27 protein-coding genes and 1 tRNA gene are annotated in these 25554 nt (G+C 63.8%); 11 read left to right on the top strand and 17 right to left on the bottom strand.

Annotated elements, in window-relative coordinates; all coding sequences use genetic code 11:
• The first annotated feature begins 75 nt into the window (after positions 1-75).
• The 5 genes from cobA to L5849_RS04500 are packed head-to-tail and all read left to right on the top strand — an operon-like array spanning position 76 to position 3931.
• Positions 76-834: a uroporphyrinogen-III C-methyltransferase gene (gene cobA / locus L5849_RS04520; RefSeq protein WP_236924579.1), complete on the top strand. Its 759-nt coding sequence runs from the start codon at positions 76-78 to the stop codon at positions 832-834.
• Complete coding sequence (locus tag L5849_RS04515) at positions 831-1127, top strand: DUF2849 domain-containing protein (RefSeq protein ID WP_236924578.1); 297 nt, start codon at positions 831-833, stop codon at positions 1125-1127. The genes cobA and L5849_RS04515 overlap by 4 nt, the downstream gene beginning before the upstream one ends.
• Positions 1127-2761 carry a nitrite/sulfite reductase gene (locus L5849_RS04510; protein WP_236924577.1) on the top strand — a complete coding sequence of 545 codons (1635 nt, stop codon included), beginning with the start codon at positions 1127-1129 and terminating at the stop codon, positions 2759-2761. Before L5849_RS04515 ends, L5849_RS04510 begins: the two co-directional genes overlap by 1 nt.
• On the top strand, positions 2754-3179 hold the full coding sequence (locus tag L5849_RS04505) for a DUF934 domain-containing protein (RefSeq protein ID WP_115417332.1): 426 nt from the start codon (positions 2754-2756) through the stop codon (positions 3177-3179). Before L5849_RS04510 ends, L5849_RS04505 begins: the two co-directional genes overlap by 8 nt.
• The gene (locus tag L5849_RS04500; RefSeq protein WP_115417330.1) at positions 3176-3931 is read left to right on the top strand and encodes a phosphoadenylyl-sulfate reductase; all 756 of its coding nucleotides are present in this window, start codon (positions 3176-3178) and stop codon (positions 3929-3931) included. Before L5849_RS04505 ends, L5849_RS04500 begins: the two co-directional genes overlap by 4 nt.
• A 19-nt stretch (positions 3932-3950) precedes the next feature.
• Here the strand turns inward: L5849_RS04500 and L5849_RS04495 are convergent.
• From L5849_RS04495 to L5849_RS04475, 5 genes are all read right to left on the bottom strand, one after another.
• Positions 3951-4026, bottom strand: a tRNA-Thr gene (locus L5849_RS04495).
• Positions 4027-4073: 47 nt separating this feature from the next.
• A complete protein-coding gene (locus L5849_RS04490; RefSeq protein ID WP_236924576.1) occupies positions 4074-4985 on the bottom strand; it encodes an NAD(P)-dependent oxidoreductase in 912 nt (303 codons plus the stop codon).
• Positions 4982-6109, bottom strand: coding sequence for a glutamate 5-kinase (proB, locus tag L5849_RS04485; protein WP_236924575.1), 1128 nt, complete (start codon positions 6107-6109; stop codon positions 4982-4984). The genes L5849_RS04490 and proB overlap by 4 nt, the downstream gene beginning before the upstream one ends.
• A gap of 124 nt (positions 6110-6233) precedes the next feature.
• Positions 6234-7289: a GTPase ObgE gene (gene obgE / locus L5849_RS04480; RefSeq protein WP_115417324.1), complete on the bottom strand. Its 1056-nt coding sequence runs from the start codon at positions 7287-7289 to the stop codon at positions 6234-6236.
• A gap of 58 nt (positions 7290-7347) precedes the next feature.
• Positions 7348-8616 carry an acetyl-CoA C-acetyltransferase gene (locus tag L5849_RS04475; protein ID WP_236924574.1) on the bottom strand — a complete coding sequence of 423 codons (1269 nt, stop codon included), beginning with the start codon at positions 8614-8616 and terminating at the stop codon, positions 7348-7350.
• Positions 8617-8732: 116 nt separating this feature from the next.
• Here L5849_RS04475 and L5849_RS04470 point away from each other — a divergent pair, with 116 nt between their 5' ends.
• Genes L5849_RS04470 through L5849_RS04460 form a run of 3 tightly spaced genes read left to right on the top strand, consistent with a single transcriptional unit; the run spans position 8733 to position 11232 of the window.
• Positions 8733-9494 (top strand): crotonase/enoyl-CoA hydratase family protein, encoded by a 762-nt coding sequence (locus tag L5849_RS04470; RefSeq protein WP_236924573.1) that lies wholly within the window; start codon positions 8733-8735, stop codon positions 9492-9494.
• A 44-nt stretch (positions 9495-9538) separates the two neighbouring features.
• The gene (locus L5849_RS04465) at positions 9539-10702 is read left to right on the top strand and encodes an acyl-CoA dehydrogenase family protein (RefSeq protein ID WP_115417320.1); all 1164 of its coding nucleotides are present in this window, start codon (positions 9539-9541) and stop codon (positions 10700-10702) included.
• 38 nt (positions 10703-10740) lie between these two features.
• Positions 10741-11232 (top strand): GNAT family N-acetyltransferase, encoded by a 492-nt coding sequence (locus L5849_RS04460; protein ID WP_236924572.1) that lies wholly within the window; start codon positions 10741-10743, stop codon positions 11230-11232.
• A 25-nt stretch (positions 11233-11257) separates the two neighbouring features.
• Here the strand turns inward: L5849_RS04460 and L5849_RS04455 are convergent, their stop codons facing one another.
• The 11 genes from L5849_RS04455 to tsaD all read right to left on the bottom strand — a co-directional run bounded on the left by L5849_RS04455 (position 11258) and on the right by tsaD (position 21740).
• The gene (locus L5849_RS04455; RefSeq protein ID WP_115417317.1) at positions 11258-12268 is read right to left on the bottom strand and encodes a fumarylacetoacetate hydrolase family protein; all 1011 of its coding nucleotides are present in this window, start codon (positions 12266-12268) and stop codon (positions 11258-11260) included.
• A 5-nt stretch (positions 12269-12273) separates the two neighbouring features.
• Positions 12274-12915 (bottom strand): maleylacetoacetate isomerase, encoded by a 642-nt coding sequence (gene maiA, locus L5849_RS04450; protein WP_236924624.1) that lies wholly within the window; start codon positions 12913-12915, stop codon positions 12274-12276.
• The gene (locus L5849_RS04445; protein WP_370459127.1) at positions 12915-14090 is read right to left on the bottom strand and encodes an acyl-CoA dehydrogenase; all 1176 of its coding nucleotides are present in this window, start codon (positions 14088-14090) and stop codon (positions 12915-12917) included. The genes maiA and L5849_RS04445 overlap by 1 nt, the downstream gene beginning before the upstream one ends.
• 84 nt (positions 14091-14174) lie before the next feature.
• On the bottom strand, positions 14175-14561 hold the full coding sequence (locus tag L5849_RS04440) for a four-helix bundle copper-binding protein (protein WP_236924570.1): 387 nt from the start codon (positions 14559-14561) through the stop codon (positions 14175-14177).
• Positions 14562-14640: 79 nt separating this feature from the next.
• Entirely contained in the window at positions 14641-15003 is a 363-nt protein-coding gene (locus tag L5849_RS04435) for a response regulator (protein ID WP_234041450.1), read from the bottom strand.
• Positions 15004-15067: 64 nt separating this feature from the next.
• A complete protein-coding gene (locus tag L5849_RS04430) occupies positions 15068-15544 on the bottom strand; it encodes a hypothetical protein (protein WP_115417315.1) in 477 nt (158 codons plus the stop codon).
• Between the two features lie 109 nt (positions 15545-15653).
• Positions 15654-16394, bottom strand: a complete 741-nt coding sequence (locus tag L5849_RS04425) for an OmpA family protein (RefSeq protein ID WP_236924569.1) — start codon at positions 16392-16394, stop codon at positions 15654-15656.
• A 42-nt stretch (positions 16395-16436) separates the two neighbouring features.
• Complete coding sequence (locus L5849_RS04420) at positions 16437-18134, bottom strand: VWA domain-containing protein (RefSeq protein WP_236924568.1); 1698 nt, start codon at positions 18132-18134, stop codon at positions 16437-16439.
• An 89-nt stretch (positions 18135-18223) separates the two neighbouring features.
• The gene (locus tag L5849_RS04415; RefSeq protein WP_115417312.1) at positions 18224-19726 is read right to left on the bottom strand and encodes a lipopolysaccharide biosynthesis protein; all 1503 of its coding nucleotides are present in this window, start codon (positions 19724-19726) and stop codon (positions 18224-18226) included.
• The gene (locus tag L5849_RS04410) at positions 19723-20715 is read right to left on the bottom strand and encodes an NAD(P)H-dependent glycerol-3-phosphate dehydrogenase (protein WP_236924567.1); all 993 of its coding nucleotides are present in this window, start codon (positions 20713-20715) and stop codon (positions 19723-19725) included. The genes L5849_RS04415 and L5849_RS04410 overlap by 4 nt, the downstream gene beginning before the upstream one ends.
• On the bottom strand, positions 20712-21740 hold the full coding sequence (tsaD, locus tag L5849_RS04405; protein ID WP_236924566.1) for a tRNA (adenosine(37)-N6)-threonylcarbamoyltransferase complex transferase subunit TsaD: 1029 nt from the start codon (positions 21738-21740) through the stop codon (positions 20712-20714). The genes L5849_RS04410 and tsaD overlap by 4 nt, the downstream gene beginning before the upstream one ends.
• A gap of 44 nt (positions 21741-21784) precedes the next feature.
• Between tsaD and hemC the strand changes: the two genes are divergently transcribed.
• Genes hemC through L5849_RS04390 form a run of 3 tightly spaced genes read left to right on the top strand, consistent with a single transcriptional unit; the run spans position 21785 to position 24337 of the window.
• Positions 21785-22714, top strand: a complete 930-nt coding sequence (hemC, locus tag L5849_RS04400; protein WP_255703820.1) for a hydroxymethylbilane synthase — start codon at positions 21785-21787, stop codon at positions 22712-22714.
• Positions 22711-23400: a uroporphyrinogen-III synthase gene (locus L5849_RS04395; protein ID WP_236924565.1), complete on the top strand. Its 690-nt coding sequence runs from the start codon at positions 22711-22713 to the stop codon at positions 23398-23400. The genes hemC and L5849_RS04395 overlap by 4 nt, the downstream gene beginning before the upstream one ends.
• A 49-nt stretch (positions 23401-23449) precedes the next feature.
• Positions 23450-24337, top strand: coding sequence for an MICOS complex subunit MIC60 (locus L5849_RS04390; protein ID WP_236924564.1), 888 nt, complete (start codon positions 23450-23452; stop codon positions 24335-24337).
• Here L5849_RS04390 and L5849_RS04385 read toward each other — a convergent pair.
• Positions 24334-25548 (bottom strand): FAD-dependent monooxygenase, encoded by a 1215-nt coding sequence (locus tag L5849_RS04385; protein ID WP_236924563.1) that lies wholly within the window; start codon positions 25546-25548, stop codon positions 24334-24336. The two genes, L5849_RS04390 and L5849_RS04385, sit on opposite strands and share 4 nt — an antisense overlap.
• Positions 25549-25554 lie beyond the last annotated feature (6 nt).

The raw sequence follows: 25554 nt of genomic DNA, 5'->3' as shown, positions 1-25554 counted from the left end.
TTTCAAAATCTAGCCTTCCTTGTGGCACACGCATTCTGATTGGCGCCGGGCCGGGATGCGCCGCATCTTGCGGGCATGGCAAAATCCGGAACCATTTATCTCGTTGGCGCGGGGCCGGGCGATCCCGACCTGCTGACGATCCGTGCTGCAAGGCTGATCGAGCGGGCACGTGTAATCGTCCATGACGGTCTCGTCCATCGCGCGATTCTGAAGCTCGCCCGCGCGGATGCCGAACTGATTTCAGTGGCGAAGCGTCGTTCTAACCATACCCTCCCGCAGGAGGAGATCAGCGATTTGCTTGTGCGGATCGCGCAGTCGGGCGAGGATGTCGTCCGTTTGAAGGGCGGCGATCCGTTCATTTTCGGGCGCGGCGGTGAGGAAGCCGAAGTCGCCCGTGCCGCTGGCGTCGCGGTCGAAGTCGTCCCCGGCATCAGCGCCGCCAATGGGGCGGCGGCGGCGGCGCAGATCGCGCTGACCCACCGCGATGCCTCGAGTATCGTCAGCTTTGTGGCCGGCCAGTGCAAGGGCTTGAAGGACCAGGATTGGGCTGGGCTTGCCGGCAAGGGCCGCACGCTGGTGATCTATATGGGCGTGAAGACCGCCCCGCAGATTGCCGACAAGCTGATGGAAGACGGCCTGGCCCCGGATATGCCCGTGGCGGTGATCGAGAACGGCACCCGGCCCGAAATGCGGGTGCTGCGCGGGCTGCTGGCCGGTCTGCCCAACCTGGTCGAGCGCGAAGAGGTCGTCAGCCCGGCGTTGATCGTGATCGGCGAAGTTACCGCGCGCGACGATGCCACACTGGCCATGACCGCTCGGGAGGCCGCGCGATGAGGCTGCTGACCGGAAACGATCTCAAGACTGGCGCCGTTACATGGTGGACCGGCAGCGACTGGTCGATTCATGTCGACGATGCGGTCGATGTGACGGGGAGCGAAGACGAAATCGCCCGGAGCGAGGAGGCCGCGCGGCGGGTCAACGTGCCCTATGCCGTCGATGCCGAACTGCATGAGGGCAGCCCCCGGCCTTCGCACATCAAGGAGCGCGTTCGAGCGCTCGGCCCCACCGTCCGTCCCGACCTGACCCTCAAGCCCGCCGATCCCGAAATCGGCAATTGGGTGATCTGATGTACGCATACGACCAATACGACCAGGCGATGGTCGACGCCCGCGTGGAGGAATTCCGCGATCAGGCGCGTCGCCGTCTCGAAGGCAAGCTGACCGAAGACCAGTTCAAGCCATTGCGGCTGATGAACGGCCTCTACCTGCAACTCCACGCCTATATGCTGCGCGTCGCCATCCCCTATGGCACGCTCGACAGCCGCCAGATGCATGCCCTGGCCGATATCGCCGATAAATACGATCGCGGTTATGGCCACTTCACGACACGGCAGAATATTCAGTACAACTGGATCAAGCTGGAGGATGCGGCGGATATCCTGGCCGATCTGGCCAAGGTCGAGATGCATGCCATCCAGACCAGCGGCAACTGCATCCGCAATATCAGTTCGGACCATTTCGCCGGCGCTGCGGCCGACGAGATCGTCGATCCGCGACCTTATGCCGAACTGCTGCGCCAGTGGTCGAGCTTCCACCCGGAATTCAGTTACCTGCCGCGCAAGTTCAAGATCGCGGTGATCGCCAGTGAAAAAGATCGGGCAGCCATGCGGTTGCACGATATCGGCATCAATATCGTGACAAACGATGCGGGCGAGCTGGGTGCGGCATTCTATGTCGGCGGCGGCATGGGCCGTACGCCGATGATCGCGCCCTGCATCAATCCCTTCGTGCCGCTCGACCAGCTCGTGACCTATGCCGAGGCGTGTCTGCGGGTCTACAACCGCTACGGTCGCCGCGACAACAAGTACAAGGCGCGGATCAAGATCCTCGTCCACGAACTGGGCGTGCAGGAATATACGCGCCAGGTCGAGGCCGAATTCGCGCATCTGCTCGATCAGGGTGTCGAACCGCCGCTGGCGGAACTCGAGCGGATCAAGGCCTATTTCGAGGATCCTGCTTTCGATGCTGCCGCCGACGCCCGGATCGACCGCAGCGATCCCGATTTTGCCGTCTGGGTCGATCGCAATACCGTTGCACATAAGGAACCGGGCTATGTCTCGGCGGTGATCAGCCTGAAGCCGGTTGGGGGCATTCCCGGCGATGCCACCGCCGAACAGATGCGGCTGATGGCCGATCTGGCCAAGGATTACAGCTTCGACGAACTGCGCGTTATGCACACGCAGAACATCGTCCTGCCGCATGTCCGCAAGGCCGATTTGCACGCGCTGTGGACGGCATTGGACCAAGCCGGGCTGGGCAGCCCCAACCTCGACACGGTCGAGGACATAATCGCCTGCCCGGGGCTCGATTATTGCAGCCTTGCCAATGCCCGTTCGATCCCGATCGCGCAGAGGATCGCGGAACGCTTTGCAGCGAGCGGCAAGACCGGCACCCTGGGCGAACTCAAGCTCAAAATTTCGGGCTGCATCAATGCCTGCGGGCACCACCACGCCGGCCATATCGGTATCCTCGGCGTCGACCGGAAAGGTGTCGAGAATTATCAGCTCCTGCTTGGCGGGAGCGAGGCCGAGGATGTCAGCCTAGCCAAGATCACCGGCCCGGGTTTCGACGAACATGGCATCGTCGATGCAGTCGAAAGCGTGACCACCGTCTACGAAAACGAGCGCCAGGAAGGCGAACGTTTCGTGGATACTTTCCGCCGCATCGGCATGAACCCCTTCAAGGAGGCGCTCTATGGCTGAAACGCTGCGCTATCGCGACGATGAACCCGTCGATCACCCGGCGGTTACCGTCGATTCCTTTCTGGACCAATCGAATGCATCCGCCGTCCGGATCGAGCCTGGCGACGATGCGCGCGCTCTGGTGCCGCATCTCGACAGGCTGGCTCTCATCGAAGTGAACTTTCCGGCCTTCGGTGACGGGCGCGGCTATTCCTCGGCCCGCATTCTGCGCGAAGCGGGATATGAGGGCGAGCTTCGCGCCGTGGGCGATGTTCTGGTCGACCAATTGGCCTATATGCGCCGGTGCGGTTTCGACGCCTTCGAACCGGACAAGCAATTCGACAGGGAAGACGTGGCAGCCGCGCTCGAAAGGTGGCCCGGAGTATACCAACGCGCGGCGGATGATCGCACGCCGATCTGGTCCAAACGGCACGTATGAACGCAGTGCGTGCCATCGACCGCATCGATACCGGCCCCCGCTTCACCGAGCAGGACGCCATCCGTCTCAACCGCATGTTTCGTGGCACGGAAACGGAGGAATGGCTGCGCGCGGTGATCGAGGGCAGTCTGGCCGGCGATACGGCGGTGGTGTCGAGCTTCGGCGCCGAAAGCGCGGTGCTGCTGCATTTGATCGCGCAGGTCGATCCGACGGTGCCGGTGCTTTTCCTGGAGACGGGCAAGCATTTCCCCGAAACACTCGCCTATCGCGATGAATTGACCGATCGTCTGGGCCTCAACCGGGTCGATCTATACCCCGAGATCGCGGATCTCGAGGCGCGCGACGAGAGCGGGCTGAGGTGGTCCTACGATCCCGATGGGTGCTGCGAATTGCGCAAGGTCAAGCCGCTGGCGACGGCCCTGGCGGGCTTCGATGCGAGCTTTACGGGGCGCAAGGCGTTCCAGTCCGCCACCAGGGCCAGCCTGCCGCGCTTCGAAGTCGATTCGTCCGATGCGCAGGGTCGCCTGAAGATCAATCCGCTGATCGACTGGTCGGCAGAGGATATCGCTGCCTATTTCGAACGCCACGATCTGCCGCGCCATCCGTTGGTCGAACGCGGCTTTCCCAGCATCGGCTGTTCGCCCTGCACGCGGCAGGTTTCCGCGGGCGAAGACCCCCGTGCGGGGCGCTGGTCAGGCTGGGACAAGGTCGAATGCGGCATCCACAAACCCGGCGAGGAACCGTTCCTCTAGGAGCGAGATGCGGGGAAGGTGGTGCCGGCTAGAGGAGTCGAACCCCTGACCTGATGATTACAAATCAACTGCTCTACCAACTGAGCTAAGCCGGCGACCGGAAAAGCGCCTTTCGGGCAATCCGGCGTGAATGTCCAGACCCTCAAAGCCATCCTTTTTTGCGATACCAATCGGCGGTCGATCGCAGCCCCTCTTCCCCTTCGATCCGGGGCGACCAGACCGCTTCGGGCACTTTCTTGGAAGACCGCGCAACCCAGTTGGGATGAGTCATGTAACCCACTCGATCGGCTGTGAGGCGTGCCTTGTCGCCGCGCAGCATCCGGTCGAGCTTCGCGGCGCCTTCCAACACCGATTTGGGGAGGTGGGGGGCAAAGATCGGTCGCCCTACCGCATTGCCGATCGCCTTGGCCATTTCCTCGTGCGACCAGCCACCTTCGCGCCCGTCGTCGGGCTCGAATATGCGGCGGCGGACGAGGGCGGGCGAGGCATCGACGAGATCGAGCAGCAGCCGGGCAAGATCCTCGACATGGATCATCGAACTCGCCCCGCCTGGAGGCAAGGGGATAAAGCCGAATTTCGCGCTGCGGAACATCTCGAAATAATCGATATCGTGCGGGCCATAGACGCCGGGTGGGCGCACGATGGTCCAGTCGAGCCCGCTTGCCTCGACCAGCTTCTCCGCCTTTGCCTTGGATGCGCCATAGGCGGACAGGTCCGGCTCGCGTGCAGAGAGCGAGGAAACGAAAATGAAGCGCTTTGCCTGCGCCTGCTTCGCCGCCGCGATCAGCCGTGCGGTGCCGCCGACATTGGCCTCTTCGAATTGGCCCGGGTCGGGGGTGTTGGTGAGGCCGGCGACATGAATGACGGCGTCGGCCTGGTGACACATGCTTGCGAGCGCGGCGGGATTCGACAGATCGCCCTCGATCCACTCGACATGCGTGCGCGGGCCTTGCGTGCGGCGGGTGAGTGCACGCAGGGGTTCCTCGCGCCGGACCGCCTCGTCGAGCACGGCCTTGCCGACGAAGCCCGTGGCACCGGTCAACGCTATGGTCATGCGTGCACCATGTGGTCGCGGTGTATCACGGCGGCGCGCGGTGCATAGCCGAGCTTTGCGGACTGCTGTTCTTCGCGCAGACCCAGGATCGCGCTGCATTCGGCCGAGGTATATTCGACCAGCCCCTGGCCGAGCCGCTCGCCATTTGGGCCATGGATTGCGACGAGATCGCCACGCGCGAACGCGCCTTCGACCCCGGTGATGCCCGCGGCAAGCACGCTCGCGCCGTTTTCGAGTGCGGTCATACACCCCAGGTCGACCGTTATCACGCCGGAGGGTGCAAGCCGTCCGCCGAGCCACGCCTTGCGTGCGCTGGCATCGGCTTGGGCGGGGAACAGGGTGCCGGTGCCGCTGTCGAGCGCGCGGGAAATGGGCGACGGGTGGGTGCCGTTCACGATGGCAAGTGTGATCCCCGCCCGTTCCGCAATGCGCGCGGCTTGCAGTTTTGCGAGCATTCCGCCCGAACCGAGACCCGAGGACGACGCGCTACTTGCCATGGCGATGATTTCGGGCGTGACGCCGTCTACGCGCTCGACGAGTTTTGCACCCGACTCGCGCGGGTCGCGATCGTACAATCCATCGACATCGGACAGCAGCATCACCGCGTCGGCGCCCGCAGCCTGAGCCACACGCGCAGCAAGCCGGTCATTATCGCCAAAGCGAATTTCTTCGGTCGCGACGCTATCGTTCTCGTTCACCACCGGGACCGCACCGGCTTCGAGCAGGCGGGCAAGGGTGGCAGAGGCATTGAGGTAGCGACGCCGGTCTTCCAGATCGCCCAGTGTCACCAGTATCTGCGCTGCGGTAATGCCATGGGTTCCAAGTGCATCGGACCACAGCCGGGCCAGTGCGACCTGACCGACCGATGCCGCGGCCTGGGCATCGGCGAGACTGCCGCGACCGCCCTTGGCAAGCCCCAGCTTGGCCGCACCCAGCGCGATTGCCCCGGAGGAGACGACGATTACCTCGGAATTCCGCCTCAGGTCTGCAATTTCCGTCGCCAGCGTCGCCAGCCAATCGGTGCGCGCCTCTTTACCCTCCACCAGCAGCGCCGAGCCCACCTTGATTACGAGGCGGCGTGTCTGGCGCAGGTCGGGGAGGGAGCTCAAAACTTTCATTGTCATTCCCGCAGAAGCGCAGCTGACCGGAGGTGAAAGCGGGAATCCCGCTTTTCTTCAAGCCTAGAACCGAAGATTTAGCGGGACCCGCGCCTTTGCGGGGGTGACGAAATGTTGAGCCCTTGAAAGGTCAGATCGGCGACCAGTCGGGCGAGTCGCTCTCATCCTCGACTTCCTCGGCATGGGTTTCGGTCGAAGTGCGGTCGGGCAGATAGGCCAGCACACCGTCCAACAGATCGGAAATCCCGGCGCCTGTCGCACCCGAGATGGGAAACACCTTTTCCGCGCCTGCTGCCAGCAGTTCCTCGGCAAACGCATTGCCCAGTTCCTCGTCGGCGAGGTCGAGTTTGTTGAGTGCGACGATCTGCGGCTTGTCGGCCAGACCGCCGCCGTAAGCCTCGAGCTCGGCATTGACGGTTTTGTAGGCTTCCGCCGGATCGTCGCCCGAAATGTCGATCAGATGGATCAGCACGCGGCACCGCTCGATATGACCGAGGAAACGGTCGCCGATGCCGGCGCCCTCGGCGGCGCCTTGGATCAGGCCGGGAATGTCGGCGAGCACGAATTCGCGCCCCTTGTGCGTCACCACGCCCAGCTTGGGGACCAGCGTGGTGAAGGCATAATGCCCCACCTTGGCCTTGGCGTTCGAGACCTGGTTGATGAAGGTGCTCTTGCCCGCATTGGGTAGGCCCAGCAGGCCGACGTCGGCCAGCAGCTTGAGACGCAGCCACACCCACATCTCCTCGCCCGGTTCGCCCGGCTGGTGCTGACGCGGCGCGCGGTTGGTGGAAGACTTGTAGCTGGCGTTCCCGCGCCCGCCCATGCCGCCTTCGAGGAAGACCACGCGCTGACCGACTTCGGTGAAATCGGCGAGCACTTCTTCCTTGTCCTCGGACAGGATCTGTGTGCCCACGGGCACTTCGATCACGAGGTCGGATGCGCCTGCGCCTGTGCGATCCTTGCCTTGGCCGTGTCCACCACGCTTGGCCTTGAAGTGCTGCGCGTAACGGAAGTCGATCAGTGTATTAAGTCCCTGCACGGCCTCGAACACGATATCGCCGCCCTTGCCGCCATTGCCGCCATCGGGGCCGCCATATTCGATGTATTTTTCGCGCCGGAAACTGACGGCACCGGGTCCGCCCGCGCCGGACTTCAGGTAGATTTTTGCTTGATCGAGGAAATGCATGGCGCGCCCTCTAGCCGCTTTCGTGCAGCTAGGCGAGGGCGCGCATGCTCAGGCGGTGTCAGTCGACGAAATCGGTCACGCGCTCGATGATGATCGCGGGGGCCATGCCGCCCGCTGCGCACATGGTTACGAGGCCATAGCGCTTGTCCTGGCGTTCCAGCTCGTCGACCATCGTGCCGATGAGGATCGAGCCCGTGGCACCGATCGGGTGGCCCAATGCGATCGAGCCGCCATTCACATTGACCTTGTCCCAGTCGAGATCGAGATCGCGCACGAATTTTGCGGCGACGACCGCGAACGCCTCGTTGATTTCGTAAAGGTCGATGTCGTCCTTGGTCAGGCCTGCCTTCTCCAGGACCTTCTTGGCCGCCGGGACGGGCGCGTTAAGCATCAGCGTGGGATCATCGCCCATGTTCGCCGTGGCCACGATACGCGCGCGTGGCTTGAGACCGTGTTTTTGCGCATAATCCTTGCTGGCGACCAGCACCGCAGCCGCGCCATCGACGACGCCCGAACTGTTGCCCGCGTGGTGGAAGTGCTTGATCTCGACGTCGGGATATTTGGCGTTGACCAGCCCGGCAAAGGTGGTGCCGTTCTTGTCGAGCGGGACATTGGCAATCTTGGCAAAGGCCGGTTCGAGCTGGCCAAGCGTTTCCATGGTCGTGCCGGGACGCGGATATTCTTCCTTGTCGAGCACGACATTGCCGTCGTCGTCCTTCACCGGGACGACCGATTTGTCGAAGCGGCCTTCCTCGATCGCCTTGGCGGCGCGCTGCTGGCTGCGGAAGCCGACTTCATCCAGCTCCTCGCGCGTAAAGCCCTCGATCGTCGCGATGGCGTCGCCGCACACGCCCTGGTGGCTCTGCGGATGAGTGCGCATAAGGCGCTCGTTATAGCTGCCCATCATTGGCGGCTTGAGCCCAGCGGCCATCTTGTCCTTCGACATCTGCGCGGTGAGGCTCATCATCTCGGTGCCGCCCGCGACCACACAGTCTTCCATCCCGCTCATCACCTGCGCGGCAGCCAGCGCGACGCTGGTGATGCCGCCGCCGCAGAAACGATCGAGCGTGGTGCCCGATGAGGTGATGTCGTAGCCTGCGTCGAGCGCGGCCATCCGGCCAAGATCGCCCGCCTGCATGCCGTCCTGCGTGCTGACCGACCAGATCACGTCGTCGACCGTCGCCGTATCGAGATCGTTGCGGTCCTTGATCGCCTTAAGGCAGGTCGCGGCCAGATGCTGCGGATGCATATGCGCAAGCGCGCCTTTGCCCTGCTTGCCAATCCCGCGCGGGGTGCGGACAGCATCGATGATATAGGCTTCGGCCATGGTGTGAACTCCTCTCGACTTGTCGTTTTGTGCGGCAAATGCCGGTTGACGTTTGCGTAAACGTCGAGCAGCAAGGGTGCAAGACAAGTTTCGAATTGAAATGGGAGAGAGCAGCTATGTCCGAGGAAGTCCTGACGAGCAAAGAGGACGGCATTCTCGTCGTCACGATCAACCGGCCCGAAGCCAAGAACGCGATGACCAAGGCCGCCGCCGAGGGGATTGCCGCGGCGATGGACCGGCTCGACAGCGACGACAGCCTGCGCGTTGGCATTCTGACGGGCGCGGGCGGGACCTTCTGCTCGGGCATGGACCTGAAAGGCTTCCTGCGCGGCGAATCGCCGAGCATCGAAGGTCGCGGCTTTGGCGGTATCGTGCAGAAGCCGCCCGAAAAGCCGTTGATCGCGGCGGTGGAAGGCTATGCACTGGCTGGCGGTCTGGAACTCATGATCGCCTGCGATCTTGTGGTCGCCAATTCGGGCGCGAAATTTGGCATTCCGGAAGTGAAGCGTGGCCTCGTCGCAGCTGCGGGCGGCGTGATGATGCTGCCCGACCAGATCCCCGAGAGGATCGCGATGGAGCTGGCGCTGACCGGCGATTTCATCGACGCAGCCCGTGCCTATGAGCTCGGCCTGATCAACCGCGTGACCGAGAGCGACGCGCTGGCGGGCGCGAAAGAACTTGCCGCCAGCATCGTCGCCAACGGCCCGCTGGCGGTTCGCGTCTCGAAGCAGGTCATCAAGCAATCGCGCGGCTGGCCGATGGAAGAGCGCTATACCCGCCAGACGCAGCTGATCGCGCCGGTCTTCATATCGGAAGACGCCCGCGAAGGCGCTGCCGCCTTCGCCGAAAAGCGCAAGCCGAATTGGAAGGGCAAGTAAGACCCTTCGGCACGCGATAAAGATATTCGAGAGGAACCCGAGAGATGCCCGTAATCGACGTACCCCAGCCCGAGTTCATGGAAGACGAGGAAATCGCCATCTTCGCCGACGCCGTGGGCAAGTTCTACCAACAACACGCGCCGGAAAAGCGGGTGGAGAAATGGCGCGAGGACGGCCAGGTAGAACGCGAATTCTGGAACGAGGCGGGGGCGGCAGGTCTGCTCGGCGTGTCGGTGCCAGAGGAATATGGCGGCCATGGCGGTGACTTCCGTCACGACATGGTGGTCATCGATCAGCAGGCCAAGCACGGTGTCGATGGATTCGCCGCCAGCCTGCACAATACTATCATCCTCCCATATCTCGTGCGGCATGGCACCGAAGAGCAGAAGAAGAAGTACCTTCCCAAGCTCGTGACCGGCGAACTGGTCAGCGCCATTGCCATGACCGAACCGGGTGTGGGGTCCGATCTTCAGTCGATCACCACCACCGCACTCAAGGACGGCAACGGATACCGCATCAACGGGGCCAAAACCTACATCTCCAACGGCCAGACCGCGGATTTCATCGTGGTCGTCGCCAAGACCGACCCGAACGAGCGCGCCAAGGGCATCTCGCTCCTGCTGCTCGAGACCGAAGGGGCGGAAGGTTTCGAGCGCGGCAAGAAGCTCGACAAGATCGGGCTCGACGCGGCGGATACGTCGGAGCTGTTCTTCGACAACGTCTTCGTGCCGGCCGAAAACGTGCTCGGCGGGGTCGAAGGCAAGGGCTTCTACCAGCTGATGGGCGAGCTGGCGCAGGAACGCCTGGTCATCGCGATGGGCGCGGCGACGGGGATCGAGAAGGCGCTCGATGTCACGGTCGAATACGTCAAGAGCCGCAAGGCCTTTGGCCAGACGATCTGGGATTTCCAGAACACGCAGTTCGTGCTCGCGGACCTCAAGGCGCGCGGCACTGCGGCGCGCATCTTCGTCAATGACTGCATTGCCAAACTGCTCAAGGGCGAACTCGATGTCGCCACGGCGGCGATGGCCAAATACTGGGTCACCGAGTTGCAGAGCGAGGTGGTCGACAAGTGCCTCCAGCTTCACGGCGGCGCAGGCTACATCAACGAATATCCCATCGCCAAAATGTACCGTGACGCACGCATCACCCGCATCTTCGGCGGCTCGAACGAAGTCATGAAGATGCTCATCGCCCGCTCGATGTGATGAGCACCCAGATGGGTGGGCTTGGACCATGGCGGGCTATGGGCACCGGGGACATCGACCGGGTTCATGGCATATCCGAGGCGGTTCATCCCACCCTGCCGGAAAACCGCGCGGTCTTTGCCGACCGGCAGGCGCTCTATCCCGCCGGAGCCTTCGTGCTGGAGCGCGACGGCACGGTGGCGGGGTATTGTATCGGGCATCCCTGGCTCGAAGCGGAACCTCTGCCGCTCGATGCGCGGATCGAGCGGCTGCCTGTGCGTCCGGACACCTTCTACCTTCACGATCTGGCGCTCCTTCCCAGCGCGCGGGGCCTGGGGGCAGCCGGTATTATCGTGCCATATGTAGTCCGGCACGCACGCGAGACAGGCCTGGCCTCGGTCAGCCTGATCGCCGTAGGCGATTCCGCGCCGTTCTGGCGCCGGTTCGGCTTCCGCGATACGCAGGCGAGCGAAGGCAAGCTTGCCGGCTATGGCGCGGATGCCCGCTTTCTTACGCTGCGGTTCGACCCGCAAGCGCAGGGGCGGCACTAACGGCCACCACCTGCCTCCCCGTGTGTCAGGCGGCGACCACTTCCTGTTCGATCGCGCCGAAGATCGAATGTCCTTCGGCATCCTTCATTTCGACGCGGACGGTGTCGCCCGGTGCCATGAAGCGAGTCTTGGCTTCGCCATCGGCAATGGTTTCGATCATGCGGATCTCGGCGATGCAGCTATAGCCCAGGCCGCCTTCGCTAACGGGCTTGCCCGCGCCGCCATTCTCGTCCTGGTTCGAGACTGTGCCCGAACCGATGATCGTGCCTGCGCCCAGATTGCGGGTCTTCGCCGCATGGGCGACGAGATCGGCGAGGCTGAAGGTCGCATCGACCCCGGCATTGGCGCGGCCGAAGGGCTCGCCATTGTAATCGACCATCAGCGGCAGGTGGATGACGCTGCCTTTCCACGCATCGCCCAGCTCGTCGGGCGTGACCGCGACGGGGCTGAAGGCGCTGGCGGGCTTGGACTGGAAGAAGCCGAAGCCCTTGGCCAGTTCACCCGGGATCAGGCCGCGCAGCGACACATCGTTGACCAGCATGACCAACTTGATGTGGTTTGCGGCCTGTTCACTGGTGACGCCCATGGGCACATCGTCGGTGACGACCGCGATCTCGCCTTCCATGTCGCAGCCCCACTTGGTGTCCTTCAGCGGGATGTCGTCGCGTGGAGCGAGGAAGTTGTCGGAGCCGCCCTGATACATCAGCGGGTCGTGATAGAAGCTCTCCGGCACCTCGGCGCCGCGTGCTTTGCGCACCAGCTCGACATGGTTGATGTAGGCCGAGCCATCGGCCCACTGATAGGCACGCGGGAGCGGTGAATGCGCCTCGCGCTCATGGAAACGCTCGCAGGGCACCGCCTGGTGTTCGACATCGGTATAGAGCGCCTCAAGCTTGGGCGCGATCTCGTCCCAATTGTCGAGCGCGGCCTGCAGCGTCGGCGCGATGTTGTCGGCGGCGCAATAGCGGGTGAGGTCCTTGGAGACGACGACGAGCTTACCGTCGCGCGTGCCGTCCTTGAGTGTTGCGAGCTTCATGGGTGTCAGGTCCTCTCGGGATTGTCGGGTTGGTTGTCCGGATGTGCGCGCTGGAATTCGGGCAATGCGAGGCAGGCGCTTTCGATCCGGGTGATATGCGGCTTGTCGCCGAAGTCGAAACCGAACCGCCGCGCATTGTAGACCTGCGGTAGCAGGCAAACCTCGAAGAAGCCGGGCTTGGCGAACAGGAAGTCAGCCGTGTCGAGCTGCGCCAGCCGCGCCTCGAGCGGGTCGAGCGTGCGCGCGAGCCAGTGGCGATACCACACACCGATGTCCTCCTGCGACTTGCCGTATTCGTTGGCCAGATATTTGAGGACGGGCAGGTTCAAGGGCGCGTGCAGTTCAGTCGCGATGGCATAGGCCAGTTCGCGCGCGATGTAGCGATCCGACACGTCCCCAGACAGCAGCGGCTTGTCGGGATAGGCTTCGTCGAGCCATTCGATTTGCGCCATCGACTGGACGTAATCCTTGCCGTCGACCTCGAGCAGCGGAACCGAACCGAATGGATTGCGGCTGGTGAAGGCTGCGCCCTTTTGTTCGGACTTGAGCAGGTTCACCGGGACGTATTCGTATTCCAGCCCCTTCAATTCCAGCGCGATGCGCAGGCGATAGCTGGTCGAGCTGCGATAATATCCATGGAGCCTTATCAAAACGCGGCGATCCCGGTGATCGCCCGGCCCAGGATCAGCGCATGGACGTCGTGCGTGCCTTCATAGGTGTTGACCGTCTCCAGGTTCACCATGTGGCGGATGACCTGATATTCTTCCGAAATGCCGTTGCCGCCGTGCATGTCGCGCGACTTGCGGGCGATATCCAATGCCTTGCCGACATTGTTGCGCTTGACGATGGAGATCATCTCGGGGGCGAACTTGCCTTCGTCCATCAGTCGACCGACGCGCAGGGAGGATTGCAGGCCGAGCGAAATTTCGGTGATCATGTCGGCGAGCTTCAATTGATAGAGCTGCTTCGATGCCAGCGGTACGCCGAACTGATGCCGGTCGAGGCCGTATTGCCGCGCGGCATGCAGGCAGAATTCCGCGGCGCCCATCGCGCCCCAGCTAATGCCGTAACGCGCGCGGTTGAGGCAGCCGAACGGGCCTTTGAGACCCTGCACTTCTGGCAACAGGGCATCTTCGCCGACTTCCACTTCGTCCATCACGATCATGCCGGTGGTCGAAGCGCGCAAGGACAGCTTGCCTTCGATCTTGGGCGCGGACAGGCCCTTCATACCCTTTTCGAGCACGAAGCCGCGAATGCCGCCGCCATGCGCATCGCTCTTCGCCCAGACCACGAAGACATCGGCAAAGGGCGCGTTCGAGATCCACGTCTTGGATCCGGAGATGACATAGCCGCCTTCGACCTTCTTGGCAGTGGTCTTCATCCCGCCCGGATCGCTGCCGGCGTCCGGCTCGGTCAGGCCGAAGCAACCGATCAGTTGGCCGCTGGCCAGGCCGGGCAGGTATTTTTTACGCTGTTCTTCCGAGCCATAGGCATGGATCGGATACATCACGAGGCTGGACTGGACCGAGGCCATCGATCGGTAGCCGCTGTCCACCCGTTCGATCTCGCGCGCGATCAAGCCGTAGGCGACATAGCTTGCACCCGCGCCGCCATATTCCTCGGGCACGGTCGCGCCCAACAGGCCAGCTTCGCCCATCATCGGGAACAGTTCGGGATCGTCGACTTCCTTGCTGAAATTCTCGATCACTCGCGGCTGCAATTCGCCCTGTGCAAAGGCGTGCGCGGCGTCGCGGATCATCCGCTCGTCCTCGGTCAGCTGGTCGTCGAGATTGAAGGGATCGTCCCAGGCGAAGGGCACCATTCCGGCCATGTTGTCTCCTTTGTTACGATCCAGCCGATGGCAGGCTTGCGGGCGCGGGGCAAGGGGGCGTGCCCGTGGGCGCCGTCACTTCACATCCGGCAGGGCCTTGCGGCAATCGTCGGCGCATTCGCGGCACATCTTCGCGCAAAGCTGACAGTGTGGATTGTCATGGCCTTCGCATTCTGCGGCACAAGTCTCGCAGGCCGTGATGCAGGTTTCGAGCTGGCTGCGCAGAACATCGATATTCTGCGCGGTGCGACGCACGGCCAGTCGCGCGGTGGCGGCGCAGATATCGGCGCAGTCGAGGCAGGTGCGGACGCACTGCGCCATATCCATATCCTCGGCCACGCAGGCATCGGCGCAGCTCGTGCAGAACAGCGAACACAGCATGGCATGCCGTGCGGCGAGGATCAGGCCTTCGGTTTCGTCATCGACCTGCGGGTGGGCGGCGACCATTTTTTGAAGCGACATGCGATTTCCTTTCCTTGAGGTTCACCCAGGGAATGGATCGTGGCAATCCGATGTTCCGGCAGCGTCCCGGAAAGCGCGATCAACCGTGCGCGGCTGCCCGCTGGACGGATTCGATCACCGCTGCCGGAGGGCAGGGTTTGGACAACGCCTGTGCCCGCGGGAAGCGCTCGGCAACCTCGTCGGGAGTGAGCTGACCCGAATGGAAGATGACCGGGACGTCTTCCGCCATCATCTGTTCGGCCAGCGGATAGACGATACCATCGCCCAATTGCACATCGAGGATGGCGATATCGGGCTTGGCCTTCTGATAAGCGAGCATTGCTGAAGATAGATCGTCATACGGACCTTCGACCAGATACCCGGCCTCGGCCACCGTGTCGCAAAGGTCGTATCCTACAATCAGCTCGTCTTCGGCGACGAGCACACGCAAAGGCTGCCCCATCCTGGCTCTCCTCTTATGCCGACCCATCTAAGGGAAAACCGTAATCCGGGATCGGTTCCGCGAGTTATGACAATTTGCCGTAACGTTCGGCAAAACCGGCGTCGTCTCCTTGCGCGAGTAACTGCGCCTGGCCGACCCAGTCGTCGCGCCGAATGCGTCCCTGAAAGCGGCCGAGCTGGCTGTCGATCCGGTCGATCCCGGCTTCGTCCCAGGCAGCGATCTGCGCAAAGGTGGTGACGCCCAGATCGCGCAGGGTTGCTGCCAGCTTCGGCCCGAGGCCCTTGATCCGTGTCAGATCGTCGCCGCTAGCATCCGGCTGGATGGCGGCACCGACGGCGGGTTGCATCGGTGTCGCTGCCGGTGCGCTGTCGATCAGCGCCTTGTTGCGTTCTGCGGGAGCGGCGCCTTCGTCCAGCACATCGCGGCTCGTGCCTGTCACACGCGTCTTGCGGGAGGCGTTGAAAACATACCAGGCAATGGCCACGCCGAGAACCAGCGCGGCGACGATCAGCGGCCAATATATCTGGAGCAATTCGCTCATGCGTTATTCCTTGTCTGTGTCGTGGCGGCCCCACAAGGCCCATCCGATACCGATCCCCGCGATATAGGCGACAAGCATCAGAGCGGCGAGTTCGAACCATAGAGGCATGTCAGCGCGCTCCCGGCGTGTCGACGGGTGTGGGGCGAAGCGGTTCGGTGCGGATGACCGAGAATTCGATGCGGCGATTGGCCGGATCGGTAGGGGCGAGCCCTTCGACCGGCTGGCTTGACCCGACGCCGCTCGCGCGCAAGCCGTCGCGGGGGATCCCCCGGCGCACCAGTGCCTCGCGTACGGCGCGCGCACGCTCCATGCTCAGGGCGATGTTGCCGGGCTCCGGACCCGATTGATCCGTATGGCCGGTGATCGCGATGATCGAGCCGAGACAGGGGCGCAGCGCATCGGCGACCTCATCGAGCAGCATACGGCTCGCAGGAAGTATCGCGCTGCTTGCCTCTTCGAACCGGATCGAACGGGTACGTAGCAGGCCTTCGACGTCTTCCTGGCAATGCAGCGGCTGATACGTCGGCTCGTCGCTTTCGGCACGAGCGGTTCCGTCGCTCCAGACGATGCCGCCGACGCCCGGAACATTGTAGACGGCTCGCGCGATCCGGGCGCGTGTCTTTTCGTCGAGCCGCTCGCCCCCGCTCAGCAACGGGTGGCGCGAGGGCCATCCCGTGACGTTGGCAAACCGTGCAGTCACACCGCTTCCGCCCGCTTCCACTATGGCGGCGGCGGTGTCCCGTTCCAGTCGCTCGATGAAACCGGGGGCCACGGGCTCGGCCAGCAGATAGGCGCTGGCCACGGTCAACGCGGCTCCGGCGAAAATGGCGAGCGAGGGGCGGATCGGCATGACACGGGCTTTAGCCGTGTGTCGACCCGCCTGCCAAGCGGACTATTCAAGCCCGTCCGCAGTCTGCACCAGCCGGATGAACTCCTGCCGCCAGAAATTGCTCTGCTTCCCGGCCAGCGCGGCAATTTGCGGATAGGAAAAATCCGCTAGCAAGGCATCGCCACGCAGCTTCTGTCCGAAGGCGGCGACCGCACTGGCGAAGGCGAAATCGCCGGTCGGTGCGCGAGTGGTGCGCAGTGCCGATGCGGGCAGCGTGTAAGTCAGCAGCGTCGATTTGTCGCCACCAGGCAGTTTGTAGCGCAGTTTGACATAGGCCGCTTCGGCCGCCAGCTCGGTAGCGCGCGTATCGGGCTTGTCCTCGTACCGGCGCGTCGAGACCCAGCCCTTGGCACCGACCGGAACGACCTCGTAGATCGCGGTGACCTGATGGCCCGCACCGATATCGCCCGCATCGACCGCGTCATTGTCGAAATCCTGTTCGCGCAAAATGCGATTCTCGTAGCCGACGAGGCGGTACTGGCTGACCACCGCCGGGTTGAATTCGACCTGGATCTTCACGTCCTTGGCGATGGTGAACAGCGTCGCACCCATCTCATCGCCGAGTACCTTGCGCGCCTCCAGCGCGCTGTCGATATAGGAATAGTTGCCGTTCCCGTTATTGGCGACCTGCTCCATCATCGCATCGTTCAGATTGCCGCGTCCGAAGCCGAGCACCGAAAGGGTGATGCCGGTTTCGCGCTTCTTCTCAATCAACTCGACCAGCGATTCCCGATCGGAAGTGCCGACGTTGAAATCGCCATCCGTCGCCAGGATCACCCGGTTTACGCCGCCTCTAATTCTGTTCGCTTCCGCCACACGATAGGCAAGTTCGATCCCCGCGCCGCCCGCTGTAGACCCGCCTGCCTCGAGCTGGTTCAGCGCGTCCTTGATCTTGCGCTCGTCATTGGTCGGCTCCAGCACGAGGCCCGCCGCGCCGGCATAGACGACTATCGAGACGCGATCCTGTTTGGTCAGTTGGCCCGCAAGCTGGCGCATCGCGGTCTTTACCAGCGGCAGCTTGTCCCGGCTCGCCATCGAACCCGACACGTCGAGCAGGAAGACGAGGTTGGCCGGGGGGCGCTCGCGCGCGGGCATTTCGTATCCGGCAAGCCCGATGCGTAGGAGCCGCGAGTTCGAATTCCATGGCGTCACCGCGACATCGGTATTCACTGTGAAGGGCTGCGATACGCTGTCCGGCCGACCGTAATCGTAGCGGAAGTAGTTGACGAATTCTTCGGTCCGCACGGCTCCCTTGGGCGGCAACTGGCCTTCGGAAATGAAGCGGCGCGTATTGGTGTAGGCGCCCGTGTCGACATCGACCGAGAAGGTCGAAACCGGTTCATTGGCGACGACCTTCACCGAAGAGACTTCCTCGCCGTCATATTGATCGCGGCTGGGCGGTGACGGCACGAAGACCGGCGGGAAATAGCGATAGCTGCTGTCGGCGGTTTCACCCTGTTCGGGCGCCACGGCAGCTTCCGAGTCAACGCGCGAGCCCGTTACGACCATGGGGGCCGGCGTTGCGAGGCTGTAAGCTGGCGGGGGCGGAGGAGGTGGTGGGGGCGGCGGCGGGACCCGTCCATTATCCGAGGTTTCGGCTTTCGAGCCGGTCAGGACAATTTCCTCGCCCCCTTGCTGCGAGGCACACCCGGCAAGCAATGCAGCAGCGGCGCAAGTGACAGTAAATGTGGCGAAACGCATGGGCAGTCCTCCCCGATACTCCGATGATTCAGAGTTACTTCACCGGGCGGTGAATGCCGACTGAACGCGCCGCACATGCGACGATCCGATCATTTCCGGGTCGGTTCGTCCTTGTCGAGATTACGGCGGAACAGCACCCGATCCTCCGGCCCGAAGCCGCGTGTCCAGATAATGTAGCCATAGACGGCCAGGATCGCCGGAACACCCAAGATCAGCTCAGCCCATTCGGGCAATCGGGTTGCCAGCCAGCCGACCAGCACTGCCGGGGGCACCGCCCAGACCAGTGGCCAGCGGAAGGTGTTGATCGTGTGGCCGAGGAACTTCGAAAGCATGAGGGCTTTCACGAGGCTGGCTGTGCCGAGCGCCAGCATCAGCGCGATCGCCGCCGCCGCTGCCTTGTAGGGTTCGCCGTAGCCGCCGCGTACCATTGCTTCGATCAGGACCACGGTCAGCACTGCCTGGAGCGCGATTGTGCCGATCGATATCCATAGATTACGCACCCGCGCGACATAGACGAGCACGGCTTCGGACACGACCGCCGTCGCCGCGACGACCTCCGCAATAAGCAGGAAGGCGAGCGCACCGGTGCCGCCGACGAATTCCGGCCCGACAAGGCCCATGACCGCCTCGCCCGGCACGCCGAGCGCGAGCGCAATCCCCGCCTGCATCGCGACGATCCAGAAACCGACCTGGCAGATCTGCTTGGCGATTGCCTCGTAATTCTTGGTCTTGAGGTTCTTGGTGATGACGGGGCCGAGGATCGGCTCGAAGCTGGTCTTGAGCTTTTGCGGCAGGCTCGCGACCTGCTGGGCGATGTAGTAGACGCCCACAGCGGCCGGCGCGGCAAACAGGCCGAGGATGAAGATATCGACGCGCCGTGTGCCCCATTCGATCGCATCGGCCGTGGCCAGCGGTAAGGCGCGCACGGTCATCTTGCCCATGTAGACGGGGTGGAGGCGCCATGCCTTGGGCGGACCATAGCTGCGGAAGAAGGACCACAGCCCGGTCGCCAGCCCAGCATAGATCGAGGCGAGATAAGCCATAGCGAGCCCGGAATCGCTGATGCCGGGTATGAAGAAGAACACCCCGGCCATGATCGAGATGGTCCAGGGTTCGACCACCGCTCGCGCGCGCACCGTCGTCGCGATATCGTAGCGATAGGCCTGCGCGGCGAGGACAATCTCGGTCAGCGCATAGCCCGGTATTGCCAGCACGATGAAACGGTCCAGTTCGGTGAATTCGCCGCTCGGGAATAGCGGGGCGGGGACGAACCAGAAAAACAGCGCTGCCAGCGAGGAGAACAGCAGCGCGAGGAACATGCCATCATAAACGAGATTGGCCGGATGGCTCTCTTCCCCATCGGAAAGGCGCTGCGCCAGGCCGCGCTTTTCGCCCATCGCACAGACCAGGGCAACCAGTTCGACCACTACCAGTGCAGAGGCGAAACGCCCCAATGCGTCCGGTCCGTAAAGACGTCCCGCGATAAACAGGAACGGCAGGCGCGCGACGAGGCGCAGGATGAAGCCGAAGAAATTCTGCCGCCCGCCCTTGGCGAGGGCGGAAAGGTCTTCGTCGGGTTTTTCCGCTGTCACTCGGCGCTGCCCTGTTCGGCGCGCAGCGGGCGCGACAGGAGGCCGGATACGACCTCGCGCGGGGCATCGCCTTTGAGCAGGCCGTAAACCGCCGTAACGATCGGCATGGCGACAGCATGGCGCGCGGCCAGTTCGACCAGCACGGGCGCGGTATGCGCGCCTTCGGCCACGGTGCGGCGGTCGGCCATGAGGTCTTCGGCCCGCTGACCTTCACCCAATGCCTTGCCGAGCGAGAAATTGCGGCTCGAAGTCGAGGAACAGGTGAGCACGAGATCGCCGAGGCCGCACAGGCCCGCCAGCGTCTCCGCCCGTGCGCCCAGCGCCTCGCCGAAGCGCAGCATCTCTGCATAACCGCGCGCGATCAGCGCGGCGCGCGCGTTCTGTCCGAGTCCGAGGCCGTCGACCACACCGCAGGCGATGGCGAGCACGTTCTTGACCGATCCACCGATCTCCGCACCGATCACATCGTCCGAATAATAGGGCCGGAAGGCCGGGCGGGCGATGACCGGCGCAAGGCGCTCCCATTGCGCTTCGCCGTCCCCGCAAGCGAGTGTAACCGCAGTGGGCAGGCCAGCCGCCACCTCATGCGCGAAGGTCGGGCCGGAGAGCACCGCAATCGCGCTATCCGGTGCCGCGGATTTCGCGGCATGGTTCATCAGCCGCCCGGTGCATGCCTCGATCCCTTTCGAACACAGCACCAGGTCTTTTGGATGTGCGGGCATGGCGGACAGCACGCTGCCCATATGCTGCGCTGGCGTCACCACCAGCAGCGTGTCGAGTCGCGCCATATCGGCGAGGTTACCGGTCGCCCGTATCGTATCGGCGAGCGCGGCCGAGGGCAGGAAGAGCGAATTGCTGTGCGCGGAATTGATCTCCTCGACAAGCTCCTTCTCGCGCGCCCAGATCAGTACCTCGCGTCCGTCGCTGGCGAGCATTTGCGCCAGCGCCGTGCCCCAGGCACCAGCTCCTAGAACGCCGACCGTGCTCATGCTTTCACTCCCGCTCCACGCACCGGTTCGGCGTCGGGATCGAGCGGCCAGCGCGGGCGTGCCGCAATGTCGAGCGGGTCGTTCTGGCCGAGCCGTTCGATCCCCGCCCAGGCGATCATCGCTGCATTGTCGGTACACAGTTTGGGCGGCGGCGCGGCAAACCGCATCGCGCGGTTGGCGGCGAGCTGTTCGAGCGCGTTGCGCACCACCGTGTTGGCCGCAACGCCGCCCGCAACCACAAGTGTATCGACATCTTCCATGCCTGCGAGTGCGATCCGCAACCGGTCGGTTACGCAATCGACCGCCGCCTGCTGGAAACTCGCCGCAATATCGGCGACCGCGTACTGGTCGCTCTCATGCGCGCGCAGGACCGCGCTCTTGAGCCCAGCGAAGGAGAAATGCGGCTCGCCGCTGCCGACCATCGGGCGGGGCAGGGGCACTGCAGCAGCGTTGCCTACCAGCGCCTTGCGTTCGACTGCCGGACCGCCCGGAAAGCCGAGGCCAAGGATCTTGGCGGTTTTGTCGAACGCCTCGCCCAGCGCATCGTCGATCGTGGTGGCCAGGCGGCGGTATTGGCCAACGCCGTCGATGCGTAGGATCTGGCAGTGCCCGCCCGAAACCAGCAGCAATGCATAGGGGAATTCGATCGTCTCGTCGGCGAGGCGCGGGCTCAGCGCATGGCCTTCGAGGTGGTTGATTGCGATCAGCGGCGTGTCGGTGGCCATGGCCAGCGCTTTTGCGCTAACCAGCCCGACCATGACCCCGCCGATCAGGCCCGGTCCGGCGGTTGCTGCAATCGCATCGCAGTCGGCCAAGGCGATGCCCGCATCGGCCAGCACACCCTCGATCATCGGAGCCAGCCGTTCGGCATGCGCGCGAGCGGCGATCTCGGGCACGACGCCGCCAAAGGGCGCGTGTTCCGCATCTTGCGAGGCGATGCGCTGCGCGACGATGCGCCGCTGGCTGTCGACCAGTGCGACCGCAGTTTCGTCGCAGGAGCTTTCGATGCCGAGAACCAGTGCCATCCCGCTTCCCCTTAGCGAAGTGGATCGCTAGGGCAAGCCGACCTATGCCTGACCAGCCCCTTATTCGCCTCGGAACCCGCCGTTCTCCGCTTGCCATGGCACAAGCCCTCGAAGCGCGTGCGCGCCTTTGCGCAGCGCATGATTGGGACGAATCGGCCGTGGAACTAGTCCCCGTCGTGGCCAGCGGCGACAAGATACAGGACCGTCCGCTGGCCGAAATCGGCGGCAAAGCGCTGTGGACACGCGAACTCGATCACTGGCTGCTCGAGGGGCGCATCGATGCAGCGGTGCATTCGATGAAGGATGTCGAGACGATCCGGCCCGAGGCCATCGCCATTGGGGCCATCCTGCCGCGCGCGGACAAGGCCGACCGTCTGCTGGGTGCGGCGTCCATCGCCGACATTCCCGCAGGCGCGCGAGTGGGAACCAGCGCGCCGCGCCGCGCCGCACAACTGCTAAACCTGCGGCCGGATCTTAACGTGGTCGGCATTCGCGGCAATGTTGCCACCCGAATGGCGAAGCTTGCAGCGGGCGCGGTGGATGCAACCTTCCTCGCCGCGGCGGGTCTGGACCGGTTGGGCGCGGACGAGGAAGGGGTGCGGCTCGACCCCGAAGCATGGCTGCCGGCGCCTGCACAGGCCGCGATTGGTCTCGAATGTCGCAGCAACGATGCGCGCATGTGCGATCTGCTCGGCCCGGTCGATCATCCCGGAAGCCATGCGGAAATTCGTGCGGAACGTCGTCTGTTGGAGGGGTTGGGCGGATCGTGCAGCAGTCCGATCGCCGCTTTGTCGCATCGTAATGGCGAGCGCATGTCCTTGAACGCGGCCATCTTCAGCCCCGATGGCAAGGTGCGGATCGCCGGCAATACCGAATTTGCAATCGGCGACGAGAACGCCCCGTTCGATTTGGCGAAATCGCTGCTTGATGGAGCGCCGCCTGAAGTGGCCGAACATTTCGGCTATTCGGTATGAAGCCGCTCTTCCTATTCCGTCCCGAACCGGGTTGGTCGGTCAGCGCGCAAACGGCGCGCGACATGGGACTCGACGTGCATGGCGCGCCGCTCTTTACGATCGAGCCGGTAGAGTGGACCGTTCCGTCACCGGATGATTTCGACGGCATTCTTGTCGGCAGCGCAAATGCCTTCCGGCATGGCGGCAAGCACTTGGAAAAACTGACCCGGCTGCCCGTCCATGCGGTTGGCGAAGCCACTGCCGATGCCGCGCGCATTGCCGGGTTCCTGGTCGGGCTAACCGGTCGGGGAGGGTTACAAGGACTTGTCGACGAACTCGGTAATCGGAAGCTCCAGCTCTTGCGCCTTGCAGGCCAGGATAGGGTGGCGCTGCGTCCGCCCGATGGCATTGAGGTCGAAACCCGGGTACTCTATCGGGCGGTGGCGGAAGAACTGTCGCAAGAGAGCGCCGAGCTGCTGCGCGATGGCGGCGTGGCGGTATTGCATTCGGGTGCGGCCGCTGCGCGGCTGCGTGACGAATTCGATCGCCTGGACCTGAACAGCGCGGTTGTCGATCTCGCCGTCATTGGCCCTCGCGTTGCCGAAATGGCGGGAGAGGGTTGGCGATCCATCCACATCGCCGATGCACCCGGAGACAGCGAGCTACTGGCCTTGGCGAGAGCTTTGTGCCAGACCGAGGACCAATGATAGGAAGGGGCCTTGAGAACCGGCCCACGGGGTCGCGGAACGGAATTCGATGGACGATTACATAAGCACCAGGCGCAAGGGGCCTTCGGCAAGGCCGGTTCTCGTCGCCGTGCTTGCGAGTTTCCTGCTCGGCGGTGCGATCGTTGGCTATGCGGTCTATTCGATGACAGATCTCGATGCGCCCGAGACTGCTTCGACTGCGCAGGATCCACAGCTGCTCGTCAGCCCTACTGCCGACCCCACGCCTACGCCAAGCGCCACCGCCAGCGAGGCGGCGCAGCAGGCTGTGAAACGGGTCGAACAGCAGCAGGGCGGGATCGACCAGCGCCTCGCGGCTGCCGAACAGCGTCTGGCGCGGCTCGACCTGCAGGCGCAGGCTGCTGCAGGCAATGCTGCACGTGCCGAAGGCCTGCTGATTGCTTTCGCCACTCGGCGGGCTCTCGAAAAAGGGGCGGAGCTCGGCTATTTGGCCGACCAGTTACGGTTGCGGTTCGGAGATGCGCTGCCCAATGCAGTAGACACGATCATTCGGACAAGCCGCGATCCGATCACGCTCGACCAGCTGATCGCGCGGCTTGAGGGCCTGTCCCCGCGTTTAGCCCAGCCGAACGATCAACGCGGTTGGGCCCGGTTCGGCGAGGAGCTGTCGCAGCTCTTTGTCATCCGCCGCGAAAGCGCTCCTTCACCGCAGCCTGAGCGTAGGCTCGAACGCGCGCGTTTGTTTCTCGAAAGCGGGCGCACGCAGTCTGCGATTGCAGAGGTGCGCAATCTTCCCGGCGCCGACGAGGCCGAAGGGTGGATCCGCGATGCCGAACGTTATGCTGCCGCCCAGCGGGCGCTCGATTTGATCGAGACCGCAGCCGTTCTCGAGCCGCGTCGCTTACGGGATGGGGCGGGCAACCGGATCGAGCAGCCGAGCCCGGCCGAAGAGAATTAGGCTTTCAGCAATTCGGGCAGTTCTCCGGATATGCCGCGTGCTTCATCCATGAAAAAGCGTTTGAGCCACCCGCTACGCTGAATCCCCGCCATGCCGAGGCGGCGCGCGGCGCTTGCCGCCTTGCCTGGAATGCCGAATATCCGCGTCAGGCTGTCTGTCGCGCCCATCACCATGAGCGAATCGAGCGCGCGCCACTCTTCGTACTTTTTCAGGACTTGCGCATCGCCGAGGTCGAGACCCAGCCGGACCGCTTCGTCGAGCACTTCCACCAGCGCGCCGACATCGCGCAGGCCGAGATTGAGGCCCTGACCCGCGATCGGGTGCATGCCATGCGCGCTGTCGCCGACCAGCGCGAGGCGATGCTCGACGATCTTCGCCGTGTGCTGGAAACTCAGCGGATAGGACGAGCGCGCGCTGTTGATTGTGAGCTCACCGAGCAGATCGCCCATGCGCTTGTAAACTTCGGCGAGGAAGGCGCGGTCGGACAGTTTGAGAACGCCTGCGGCATCCTTCTCGTCCACCGTCCAGACCAGTGCGCTGCGATGCTGGCCGTTGGGGCCGTCGAGCATGGGCAGCAGTGCGAAAGGCCCGTCGGGATAGAAGATTTCCCACGCCACGTTCTCATGCGGCTTTGTGTGGTCGAGCCCGACGATCATGGCGCGGTGGCTGTAATCCCAGTTCGCCATTTTCAGGCCCGCTTCCTCGCGACTAGGCGATCCGCGCCCTTCCGCGCCGATCATCAATGCGGCTTCGAGCACACGCCCGTCACCGAGCGTCGCCGATACACCGAACTCGCCGCGCTCGCGTGATACGACCTCAACCGGCGCATGCCACTCGATCAGCGGCTCCTTCGCCGCCGCCTCGTGCAGCGCCAAGCGCAGCTGGCGATTGGCGAACATCCGACCGAGCGTGCCTTCGTGCGGCTCGGGGCGGAAATCGAGCCGACCCGCCTTCATCTGGTCGAGCACGGCGATGGCGGCGATATCGCAGCCATATGGTTCCAGCGCGTCTTCGAGGCCGATATGGCGGAACAGGCGCCAGCTTGCCGTCGAGATCGCCGAGGCGCGGCCGTCAAAGCCCTCCGCCGTCAGGCTTGCCGGATCGGCGCGGTCGACGAGGTGGCTCGAAAGCCCCTTTTTCGCCGCCGCCAGCGCCAGTGTCATGCCCACCAGGCCGCCGCCCAGGATCAGCAGGTCTTGCTTGTCTGTCATGGGGTG

This window comes from Erythrobacter sp. SN021 (assembly GCF_021864455.1).
The sequence above is the reverse complement of the archived record's forward strand: the minus strand, read 5'-3'. Positions and strand labels throughout refer to the sequence as shown.

What these genes read in the sequence shown, in the direction of transcription:
- cobA (WP_236924579.1), top strand. Translation starts at nt 76, where the DNA reads ATGGCAAAATCCGGAACCATTTATCTCGTTGGCGCGGGGCCGGGCGAT.
- L5849_RS04515 (WP_236924578.1), top strand. Translation starts at nt 831, where the DNA reads ATGAGGCTGCTGACCGGAAACGATCTCAAGACTGGCGCCGTTACATGG.
- L5849_RS04510 (WP_236924577.1), top strand. Translation starts at nt 1,127, where the DNA reads ATGTACGCATACGACCAATACGACCAGGCGATGGTCGACGCCCGCGTG.
- L5849_RS04505 (WP_115417332.1), top strand. Translation starts at nt 2,754, where the DNA reads ATGGCTGAAACGCTGCGCTATCGCGACGATGAACCCGTCGATCACCCG.
- L5849_RS04500 (WP_115417330.1), top strand. Translation starts at nt 3,176, where the DNA reads ATGAACGCAGTGCGTGCCATCGACCGCATCGATACCGGCCCCCGCTTC.
- L5849_RS04490 (WP_236924576.1), bottom strand. Translation starts at nt 4,985, where the DNA reads ATGACCATAGCGTTGACCGGTGCCACGGGCTTCGTCGGCAAGGCCGTG.
- proB (WP_236924575.1), bottom strand. Translation starts at nt 6,109, where the DNA reads ATGACAATGAAAGTTTTGAGCTCCCTCCCCGACCTGCGCCAGACACGC.
- obgE (WP_115417324.1), bottom strand. Translation starts at nt 7,289, where the DNA reads ATGCATTTCCTCGATCAAGCAAAAATCTACCTGAAGTCCGGCGCGGGC.
- L5849_RS04475 (WP_236924574.1), bottom strand. Translation starts at nt 8,616, where the DNA reads ATGGCCGAAGCCTATATCATCGATGCTGTCCGCACCCCGCGCGGGATT.
- L5849_RS04470 (WP_236924573.1), top strand. Translation starts at nt 8,733, where the DNA reads ATGTCCGAGGAAGTCCTGACGAGCAAAGAGGACGGCATTCTCGTCGTC.
- L5849_RS04465 (WP_115417320.1), top strand. Translation starts at nt 9,539, where the DNA reads ATGCCCGTAATCGACGTACCCCAGCCCGAGTTCATGGAAGACGAGGAA.
- L5849_RS04460 (WP_236924572.1), top strand. Translation starts at nt 10,741, where the DNA reads ATGGGCACCGGGGACATCGACCGGGTTCATGGCATATCCGAGGCGGTT.
- L5849_RS04455 (WP_115417317.1), bottom strand. Translation starts at nt 12,268, where the DNA reads ATGAAGCTCGCAACACTCAAGGACGGCACGCGCGACGGTAAGCTCGTC.
- L5849_RS04445 (WP_370459127.1), bottom strand. Translation starts at nt 14,090, where the DNA reads ATGGTGCCCTTCGCCTGGGACGATCCCTTCAATCTCGACGACCAGCTG.
- L5849_RS04440 (WP_236924570.1), bottom strand. Translation starts at nt 14,561, where the DNA reads ATGTCGCTTCAAAAAATGGTCGCCGCCCACCCGCAGGTCGATGACGAA.
- L5849_RS04435 (WP_234041450.1), bottom strand. Translation starts at nt 15,003, where the DNA reads ATGGGGCAGCCTTTGCGTGTGCTCGTCGCCGAAGACGAGCTGATTGTA.
- L5849_RS04430 (WP_115417315.1), bottom strand. Translation starts at nt 15,544, where the DNA reads ATGAGCGAATTGCTCCAGATATATTGGCCGCTGATCGTCGCCGCGCTG.
- L5849_RS04425 (WP_236924569.1), bottom strand. Translation starts at nt 16,394, where the DNA reads ATGCCGATCCGCCCCTCGCTCGCCATTTTCGCCGGAGCCGCGTTGACC.
- L5849_RS04420 (WP_236924568.1), bottom strand. Translation starts at nt 18,134, where the DNA reads ATGCGTTTCGCCACATTTACTGTCACTTGCGCCGCTGCTGCATTGCTT.
- L5849_RS04410 (WP_236924567.1), bottom strand. Translation starts at nt 20,715, where the DNA reads ATGAGCACGGTCGGCGTTCTAGGAGCTGGTGCCTGGGGCACGGCGCTG.
- tsaD (WP_236924566.1), bottom strand. Translation starts at nt 21,740, where the DNA reads ATGGCACTGGTTCTCGGCATCGAAAGCTCCTGCGACGAAACTGCGGTC.
- hemC (WP_255703820.1), top strand. Translation starts at nt 21,785, where the DNA reads ATGCCTGACCAGCCCCTTATTCGCCTCGGAACCCGCCGTTCTCCGCTT.
- L5849_RS04395 (WP_236924565.1), top strand. Translation starts at nt 22,711, where the DNA reads ATGAAGCCGCTCTTCCTATTCCGTCCCGAACCGGGTTGGTCGGTCAGC.
- L5849_RS04390 (WP_236924564.1), top strand. Translation starts at nt 23,450, where the DNA reads ATGGACGATTACATAAGCACCAGGCGCAAGGGGCCTTCGGCAAGGCCG.
- L5849_RS04385 (WP_236924563.1), bottom strand. Translation starts at nt 25,548, where the DNA reads ATGACAGACAAGCAAGACCTGCTGATCCTGGGCGGCGGCCTGGTGGGC.